This is a genomic window from Microcoleus sp. Pol17C6, from assembly GCF_036701145.1.
GTDB lineage: Bacteria > Cyanobacteriota > Cyanobacteriia > Cyanobacteriales > Microcoleaceae > Microcoleus.
On record NZ_JAUBQH010000018.1, the window covers coordinates 95,045 to 104,225 of the forward strand.

At 46.8% G+C, this 9,181-nt stretch carries 9 protein-coding genes; 2 read left to right on the forward strand and 7 right to left on the reverse strand.

The window, feature by feature from the left end; translation table 11 throughout:
* Positions 1-166: 166 nt before the first annotated feature.
* Together cysK and QUA25_RS11700 are read right to left on the reverse strand one after the other, a co-directional pair.
* Positions 167-1,147 carry a cysteine synthase A gene (gene cysK / locus QUA25_RS11695; protein WP_333037795.1) on the reverse strand — a complete coding sequence of 327 codons (981 nt, stop codon included), beginning with the start codon at positions 1,145-1,147 and terminating at the stop codon, positions 167-169.
* Positions 1,148-1,165: 18 nt separating this feature from the next.
* Positions 1,166-1,603, reverse strand: a complete 438-nt coding sequence (locus QUA25_RS11700; RefSeq protein WP_333037797.1) for an Rrf2 family transcriptional regulator — start codon at positions 1,601-1,603, stop codon at positions 1,166-1,168.
* A 110-nt stretch (positions 1,604-1,713) separates the two neighbouring features.
* Here QUA25_RS11700 and QUA25_RS11705 point away from each other — a divergent pair, with 110 nt between their 5' ends.
* Complete coding sequence (locus tag QUA25_RS11705; protein ID WP_333037798.1) at positions 1,714-1,947, forward strand: hypothetical protein; 234 nt, start codon at positions 1,714-1,716, stop codon at positions 1,945-1,947.
* Between the two features lie 343 nt (positions 1,948-2,290).
* Here the strand turns inward: QUA25_RS11705 and QUA25_RS11710 are convergent, their stop codons facing one another.
* The 5 genes from QUA25_RS11710 to QUA25_RS11730 form a co-directional block, all read right to left on the reverse strand.
* On the reverse strand, positions 2,291-2,875 hold the full coding sequence (locus tag QUA25_RS11710) for a Crp/Fnr family transcriptional regulator (RefSeq protein WP_333037801.1): 585 nt from the start codon (positions 2,873-2,875) through the stop codon (positions 2,291-2,293).
* 87 nt (positions 2,876-2,962) lie between these two features.
* A complete protein-coding gene (gene cysE, locus QUA25_RS11715; protein ID WP_445242215.1) occupies positions 2,963-3,694 on the reverse strand; it encodes a serine O-acetyltransferase in 732 nt (243 codons plus the stop codon).
* Positions 3,695-3,849: 155 nt separating this feature from the next.
* Positions 3,850-5,796: an ATP-binding protein gene (locus QUA25_RS11720; RefSeq protein ID WP_333037806.1), complete on the reverse strand. Its 1,947-nt coding sequence runs from the start codon at positions 5,794-5,796 to the stop codon at positions 3,850-3,852.
* Positions 5,797-6,016: 220 nt separating this feature from the next.
* A complete protein-coding gene (locus QUA25_RS11725) occupies positions 6,017-7,048 on the reverse strand; it encodes a sulfate/molybdate ABC transporter ATP-binding protein (protein ID WP_333037808.1) in 1,032 nt (343 codons plus the stop codon).
* Positions 7,049-7,221: 173 nt separating this feature from the next.
* Positions 7,222-7,479: a hypothetical protein gene (locus QUA25_RS11730; protein ID WP_333037810.1), complete on the reverse strand. Its 258-nt coding sequence runs from the start codon at positions 7,477-7,479 to the stop codon at positions 7,222-7,224.
* 86 nt (positions 7,480-7,565) lie between these two features.
* On the opposite strand from QUA25_RS11730, the gene gltD reads away from it, so the two are divergent.
* Positions 7,566-9,050 (forward strand): glutamate synthase small subunit, encoded by a 1,485-nt coding sequence (gene gltD, locus QUA25_RS11735; RefSeq protein ID WP_333037811.1) that lies wholly within the window; start codon positions 7,566-7,568, stop codon positions 9,048-9,050.
* The last annotated feature ends 131 nt before the right edge of the window (positions 9,051-9,181 follow it).

Sequence of the window (9,181 nt, forward strand, 5' to 3'; positions counted from 1 at the left end):
GGGGTTTAAACCCCTGCCTCAAAGCTGAAGTCCTCTTCAGAGGACTATTAACTCATTAGTCCTCTGAAGAGGACTTTCGCTTTGAGCCAGGGAATTAATTCCCTGGCGGTCTTTCGGGTTAAGCTGATAGCAATGTCGCTGTAATGAAGCTCGCCCCTACTACAATTTAATAATTGCTGACTAATGATTCGAGTTCGCGGATCGTCGGCAATTCTAAATCTTTGAACAAGGCTGTACTGAGGTAGCGTTCGCCATAAGAAGGCTGCACAAAAACTATCAATTTTCCAGCATTTTCGGGACGCTTGCCGACTTCAATTGCGGCACACAAAGCGGCGCCTGCAGAAATTCCTGACAACAATCCTTCTTCTCTGGCAAGTCGGCGGCTGTACGCGATCGCATCTGCGTCGCTAACTGCGATCACCTCATCAATTAACTCTGGTTTCAACACTTCCGGGATGAATCCTGCACCAATCCCTTGAATTTTGTGAGCACCAGATTTGCCTCCCGAAAGCACGGGGCTGCTTGCGGGTTCAACTGCAATTACCCTAAAACTAGACTTTCGCGGTTTAATTACTTCAGCAACTCCAGTAATCGTACCGCCGGTGCCAACTCCAGCAACTAAAAAATCTACTTTACCCTCTGTATCTTCCCAAATTTCCTCGGCCGTGGTTGCCCGGTGAATTTTCGGATTAGCGGGGTTGCGAAACTGTTGCAGCATGAAAGCGTCGGGGGTTTCTTCTACAATTTCTTCCGCACGGGCGATCGCGCTTAACATCCCTTCATGTCCCGGAGTTAATTCCAACTGAGCTCCGTAAGCTTTCAGCATCGATCGGCGTTCCGTACTCATCGTATCCGGCATCGTTAAAATCAGACTGTACCCTTTCGCCGCTGCGATCATTGCCAAAGCAATTCCAGTATTGCCTGAAGTCGGTTCAACTAAAATAGTTTTACCCGGTTGAATTAACCCCGCATCTTCTGCCGCCTGAATCATGCTCGCTGCAATCCGATCTTTCACCGAAGCAGCCGGATTCATCCCTTCCAATTTGGCCACAATTTGAGCAACTACTCCTTCGGATTGGGGAATTTTATTGAGCTGAACTAAAGGAGTTCTCCCAATTATTCCTGTAACATCCTTAGCAATTCTCATGGCTTAATTTCTCTCCATTTAAATGTAGTACATGGGATGTGCTTGTTTGCGAACATCCCGCTGTTCGCACAAATCTTGTAATGTATATTTCCCCAAAACAGACCAAGATGCCTGTTGAGCTTCCTGCCATATTTCTAGCACCGCAGTTTTTTCTATTGTTACAGATTCCGAAACTTTTTGGGTCGGACCGCTGCCGTCGCCTTCGAGTGTCGAAAACACCTCTAGCAAAGTAATCTGCCAGGGCTCTTTCGCCAGCAAATAACCGCCTTTAGCACCCCGCAGACTCTGGACAATACTTGCACGCCGCAGCACGGCAAGAATTTGGTCTAAATAGCGTTCCGGTATCTCTTGAGAAGCAGTAAGTTCGCTTACTGTTAGGGGCGAATCCTTCGGGTGGTGGCTCGCCAGTTCCAAGAGGGCTAACAGGGCATATTGTACTCTAGAAGATAGTTCCACATTCCCCACTGGCGATCGAGTTTAAATTGTACATTATATAATAGTACATAATTCCGGTAGGTATACAGGTGTTAGTATATTTTTATTACAAAAACGGTTGGAGAAATCCCGTGAGCAACGTAAATGTAGGTTTAAGCTGTCGGCATTGTCGGTATTACGAGCAGCACGGGCACAGGGGCGGAAACTGCCTGATGCTCGGCGTGGGGGTACAGGGTGGGTGGAAAGCTTGCCCCTTCTTGGTTCCACCCTTTGCACCGTCTTGGGAAGACCCAGAAGCGGGTAGAGCAGGAGAGTCTCAAATGTTGCAGGGAGCGAGTATATTAAAGGCAATACCGCCGCCTTAAAGTAACTATTAAGTAGGTAGGTGGATATATGCTGTCTCATCGTTAAGTTTATTCATACTCACCTACTTAAGGGTAGTCAACAGGTGCGAGATATCGCATCTGTCGGCAGTGAGAAGAAAGAAATCAACCCAAAGAAAAAAGCAAGTGCGATCGTCGCCTTTGCTTTTGAACTTATTGACGAGTCGATGAGAAAACTTAATTAACGCCAATTCGATACAAATTATTTGTTGTCTAGAAAACTCTGAATTGGCTCTAATATCGCATTGTCACCAAATAAATTCTTTTGCACCGCATTCCTATCACCTACATCGGCGCTCGTAAAATATTAACAGTTAATAACCTTTTATATTTCGTAGTGCCACACCTCAGAAGGTTGTAAAATGATCCGGTGGAGAGGCAGACGATCGATCAAGCCTTGCTGCTCAAAATGACCGAGGGTGCGAGTGACAGTTACCCGACTTGTACCGATAATTTCTGCAATGTCCTGATGCGTTAAAATCATATCGATCAAATGTCCTTGCTCTACCTCAGAACCAAACCTCTTAGCCAGCCAAGTTAATAGTTGATAGAGCATAAAATCAACTCTTTTGTAACCTCGCATTACCATAAAGTCTTCAGCCTGCTGAATGTGATTGAGCAAAATATCTCTATTTAGCCAGCGATCGCCCGATAGTAAAATTGCCTCGACTTTAGTGAGGCATTCAATTTGAAAAGGATCGCATTTTGATATCGCTTTGCCGATCGTATCACCAGGCCCCCACAATCCCAAGGTGATAATTGTGCCATCTTCAAGCCACGTTACAGTTCGCACTACTCCACTTTCAATTCGCCACAGAGCATTGCTTCTGTTGGGCAAGTGCGAGCGACGAGAAAATATATGTCTGCTGGTTTCATCAAAAGTTTTAGTGGAAAGAGAAGCAATAGTCATAGCGAGTTACTTAAGGAACCAAAGTTAGTCTGTACAATGGCAGCAGGATAGTGTTGCGGGGAAAAATCTATATAAATTGAAGCTTTACTAGATTCCTGCACCGTCTAAAAACTGTGTAATAAATAAATCAGAAGACAGGAATAATTCATTTTTTTCTTTCTCGGCTTGCTCTAATTGAGTTGCTTTGTTCGGAGAGAGTTGAGATTTCAAAAAAGCAACTTGATCTTCTAAATCCTTAATTCTATCGAACAAAGCTCGAATAGCTTGAGCTTCCAAATCCGGTAGACCTTGAGAATTTTGAGCATCTTCCACCTGCTTTTTCCGAGAGATAATGCGGCCGGGGATTCCCACAACTGTGCAATCGCTAGGGACATCCCGCAGCACTACCGAGCCCGCACCAATCCGAACATTATTGCCAATTTGAATATTGCCTAAAACTTTAGCACCGGCCCCTACCACTACATTTTCTCCCAGCGTTGGATGCCGTTTTCCTATTTCTTTACCCGTGCCGCCAATGGTGGCTCCTTGATAAATTACAGCATAATCTCCAACGATCGCAGTTTCGCCAATTACCACCCCCATGCCGTGGTCGATAAACACCCCCCTACCAATTTTCGCTCCTGGGTGGATCTCAATACCTGTTAAAAAGCGGCTCAGTTGGGAAATCAAGCGCGGTACAAACGGCAGGCCAGCGGAATAAAGCCAGTTTGCTATCCGGTGCAAAAAAAGTGCTTGCAGTCCGGGATAGCAAAATAATACTTCCAGCCAGTTGCGCGCCGCAGGGTCGCGTTCGTAAATAATTTGCAAGTCACTGAACATATTTAGTCTCGCCGTGTTTGGGTTATACAGTATCGGCAGTGCCAACGGTTTAAGCTGCATAAAGCAGTATTGGTTTTGGCATTATTACATATAATACTATAACCCGACCGAATTACAGTAGTTTACTAGAAAAAAATTTTCCTTCCCCAGCCTTTCTAAGCTGCCTCCGATATTTTCCGCGAAACAAACGGTACAGCTTGTTTGACTTCTTGCCGCAGCGGAATCTCGATCGAGAATTCCGTCCCCAATCCCGGTGTCGAATCGCAGCGCAGCGTACCTTTGTGCTTTTCTACGACAATTTTATAGCTGATGGACAGTCCCAATCCTGTCCCTTTTCCGACCGGTTTCGTCGTAAAGAAGGGGTCGAACAGCCGTTTTTTGACATTTTCTGCCATACCGGGGCCGTTGTCAGATATCCGCACAATTATTTTATCGGGGATGGAAAATTCTGTGGTTATGGCGATCGCGATCGGATTGGCTTTCGCTGCTTTGGGCCCGCGATCGAAGTTGTAACTCTCAAGGGCGTCGATCGCATTAGCCAGAATATTCATAAACACCTGATTTAATTGTCCGGCATAGCACTCTACTAAAGGTAAATTGCCGTAGTTTTTAACAATCTCGATCGGCGGGCGATCGCCTGTAGCTTTCAGGCGACTTTGCAGAATTAGCAGAGTGCTGTCAATGCCTTCATGGATGTTGACAGGTTTCATTTCGCTTTCATCTAAGCGAGAGAAATTTCGCAAAGATTGGACTATTTGAACAATGCGATCTGCTCCTATTTTCATCGAAGATAGCAGTTGCGGCAAATCTTTGCTGAGAAAGTCAAAGTCAATATTTTCTAAATACTCGGAAATTTCAGAGGGAGGGTGTAAATATTGTTTTTGGTAGAGTTTTACCAACTCCAACAAATCGCTAGTATATGCGCTGGCGTGGTGGATATTGCCGTAAATAAAACTAATAGGATTGTTCACTTCGTGGGCAACACCAGCAACTAATAAACCCAAACTAGACATTTTTTCCTGCTGAATCAATTGGCTTTGAGTTTGCTGCAACTCTTGCAAAGTTTGTTCTAGCCTTTGAGATTTAGCCGTGCGTTCTGCTGCTATTTTTTCAATTAAAGCGGTATAATTCCACAAGCTCATTAGATAAAGTGTCCCCGCCAAAGTTAAGATTGTCCCCAAAACTAAAACAGTCAAAGAGCGCCAAAATCTTAGAGGATTAATGTACTCTGGCGTTAGTCGCAGTTGCAGCAACCACCTGCGATTTTCAATATTGAGAATGCGGGTGCAACTGCTGCCATCCGGGCAGTAAGCTCTTTCCCCAATTTGGAGTTGATTTTTAATGTTTTCGTCGGTGACGATCCTTTTAGTCTTTGCTTCATAAAAGGCGAGAAATCTTTCTGCTTCAGGAGCCATAGCATCTTGAAGATACACATTAACAAAGTTGAGTTGAGTTTCCTGTAAAGCTGACTTAACAATAGCATCAACGAGCAAAATTCCCAATGCAAAACCTTTCAAATTTTCTGGATTTCTAGCAGTTAATTTTTGTGACCATTCGCCGCCGGTGTCGTCAGCAGAAATTTGACTAAAAATTGGCAAAAATACGAAGACGCTTGGTTGATTTTGTGAAGACCATTTTTGGCGGTCAGTCGCGATAATTTCTTGTCTTTTGACGGCTTTTTCTAACGCTAGCCGATTAGCAGTCAAATCTAAACCTAAATCTATTTCATCAGTCAGGAATTGCGGAGAGTCAGAAACACTGGGCAGCCAAGCGATCGCCTTCAGGCTCGGATGGCGGTACAGGGCAGGACCAACAAATGTATTAATTTCGGGCTTTTTAACGCCGTCAAATACGCTGTAAAATGCTCCCACCGCCCGAATTATTTCTAAATTGCCGCTAACATCTCTCTGAATGTCTGTAGCTATTTTGTCCAGCCGGTCTTGCAGTTCGGCTTGCATGGATTTGTATTCCCAATTGTACGCAACTGAAGAGGCGATCGCAGACAATCCTAATCCTGCACAAAGTGTTAATCCTGCCTGGATGTAACGGCGATAACTAAGTAAAGTGCTAGTTGCTAAATTCTTTAATTTGTTAGCAGTCATATTCTTCACCTATCTTTTTTCTAGTTCTCGTTCTCAGGCTCTGCCTGGGATTTCTCGTTTTTCTCGTTCTCAAGCTCTGCCTGGGAATGAATTTCAGGAGGCTCTGCCTCCGATTTAGAGCCACGAGACAGCATTACCAGGCACGAGCCTGGTAACGATGTGGGAGCAGTGTTTTGTAGAAGCGCCCGGATAGTATTTTGAGTAAGATGCAGTCGCTGATTTAAATTGAATAAGCAGGAAAAGTCATCGCGTGTTTGGGCTTGACGTAAACGTGCTGATCTCGCGTTAACTGTAGAGAATCGAAGCGCTCGCGACTCACGTAAGCTGTTACTACTTGCTCGGATTCTAACACTAACTCGGTTTGTATTTCCCGCCCTAAATGAATGATGCGGCTGACTTTTGCTAATGAAAAACCAGACTCCGGCTTAGTTTTAATTTCCACGTCGTGGGGGCGCAAAAACACTACGTCCGAATGAGCGGCTCCATTATGGCGAGCCGTTGTGCCGTTGCTGGCGAACAAACCTGCAGCATTCGAGAGCACATTGACCGGCCCAATAAAACTCATCACAAAAGCTGATGCCGGTTTGTCGTAAATTTCAGCAGGAGTGCCAACTTGTTCGACTCTACCTTTGTTCATCACCACAATTTCATCGGCTACTTCCATAGCTTCTTCTTGGTCGTGAGTCACAAAAACTGTGGTGATGTTAACTTCTTTGTGAAGGTTGTGCAACCACGATCGCAATTCTTTGCGGACTTTAGCATCTAATGCTCCAAAAGGTTCGTCTAGCAGCAGCACTTTTGGTTGAACTGCTAGAGCTCTCGCCAAAGCAACCCGCTGCCGCTGGCCCCCAGAAAGTTGCGAAGGATAGCGATCGCCCAAACCTGTCAACTGAACTAAATCCAAAAGTTCCTCAACCCGCCTGCTAATAGAACCTTTAGGAACTTTGCGAATTTCCATCGCAAAAGCAATATTTTTCCGAATACTCATGTGTTTAAATAAAGCGTAGTGCTGAAACACAAAACCGATATGCCGTTCCTGCACCGACTGATGAGTAGCATTTTCACCGATCAGGTAAATCTCACCGCTGTCCGGCGGTTCTAGCCCCGCGATCATCCTCAGCAGAGTCGATTTCCCGGAACCGGAAGGCCCCAACAGCGCGACTAAAGAGCCCCTTTTAATTTCCAAATTCACGTTGTCAATTGCGTGGAATGAGCCGAAGTGTTTCGATACGTTCCGAATTGTAATGCTCATGAGTTTATTTACCTATTTTTGGAGTTCCAAAAGTAAACTCCGCTTATCTGACAGATTTACAGTAGTATATCCTGAAAATAATATTTTGCAAGGTCTGTAACTTTTTGTATAGGATCTCGATGCCCTCCTAATGGGGGCTGCGTTTCAAAGTTGAGGCTGGCGGGCCGTCCGAGTTAAGCCGTCAGCGTTTCGAGATGTGGCTGTAGGGGTAAATGCGATCGTCCCAGAATAAGCAATGCTGAAATTATGTAGAAACCGGGTTTGATGGACGAAAATACTGCATCAAAACCTTTAAAACCTTTAATCCCCGTAAAAAACCCGCTTTCTTTGCTGTCGCTGTATATTTTACGGCTGGCGACAATTCCCCGACTCCCGGCGATATTGAAGATTCCAGGTAGGAATTGCTCAATCTGAGGTGCGATCGCACACAATTTAGATCACAATAGTTAATTCAGAAGCCCGCCAGCTTCACCTTTGAGAAACTGACAGAATAGTAAATTCTAACCAGAACACCACTATGGGAAAACCAACAGGCTTTATCGAATTCTTGCGCGAATTGCCCTCTGAACTCTCACCAGTCGAGAGAGTCCACAACTGGGACGAATTTCACCTACCGATGGAGGAGGACAAACTCCGCACCCAAGGCGCGCGCTGCATGGATTGCGGCATTCCGTTTTGCCACACGGGCACAATTATCAGCGGCATGGCAAGCGGCTGCCCGATTAACAACCTCATCCCCGAATGGAACGACCTCGTATATCGCGGACTCTGGAAAGAAGCCCTAGACAGACTCCACAAAACTAACAACTTCCCCGAATTCACCGGCCGCGTCTGTCCCGCACCCTGCGAAGGCGCTTGCGTGCTCGGCATCAACAACCCGCCGGTGACGATTAAAAACATCGAAGCCGCAATTATCGATAAAGGCTGGGATGAAGGCTGGGTTACTGCCGAACCGCCAGCCAAACGCACCGGCAAAAAAATCGCCGTCATCGGTTCCGGGCCCGCAGGTTTGTCCGCCGCCGCGCAACTCAACAAAGCCGGTCATTGGGTAACAGTATACGAAAGAGCCGATCGACCGGGCGGCCTGCTAATGTATGGCATACCCAACATGAAGCTAGACAAAGAACAAGTCGTGATGCGCCGCCTCAAAGTCCTCGAAGACGAAGGCGTGACATTCGTCTGCAACACCGAAGTCGGCAAAGACTTACCAGCCGAACAACTGCTAAAAGAATACGACTCCGTTGTCCTCTGTACCGGCGCCACCAAACCCCGCGACTTGGGCATCCCCGGCCGCGAATTAAAAGGCATCCACTTCGCAATGGACTTTTTAACTGCGAACACCAAAGCAGTTTTAGACAAGAGCACCAACGATAACTTCATCTCCGCCGAAGGCAAAGATATCGTGATTATCGGCGGCGGCGACACCGGCACCGACTGCGTGGGTACCTCCATCCGCCACGGCTGCAAAAGCCTGGTACAGTTAGAAATCCTGCCGAAACCGCCCTCGGAACGGGCGGCCAACAATCCCTGGCCCGAATGGCCAAAAGTCTACCGCCTCGACTACGGCCAAGAAGAAGCAGCAGCCAAATTCGGCGACGACCCCCGCGGCTATCTCACCACGGCGACAAAGTTCGAGGGCGACGAAAACGGCCATGTCAAAGCTGTGCACACCGTTGAGGTGGAGTGGGCGAAAAACGAGAAAGGGCAGTTCATTCCGAACCACATCCCGGGCACCGAAAAAGTTTTGCCCGCACAGCTTGTCTTGCTAGCGATGGGCTTCCTCGGCCCGGAACAGCCTCTGCTGGATGACTTGGGATTGGAACGCGACGCGCGCAGCAATGTGAAAGCCGAGCACGAAAAATATACAACCAGCATTCCGGGAGTTTTCGCCGCTGGTGACTGTCGCCGGGGACAAAGTTTGGTGGTTTGGGCGATTAATGAAGGGCGCGGCGTGGCCCGGGAGTGCGACCTTTATCTGATGGGGAGCACTGATTTGCCTTAGTTGCCCAAGCGGGAGCGGGTTTATTAGATTGTTGGTTTCTAACATAAATGGTTGGTAAAACCCGCCCCTTGTATCTTAAAAGAGTCAGGCGATAGATCGCTACGTCAGTCAGTTGATCGTTACACCAAGCA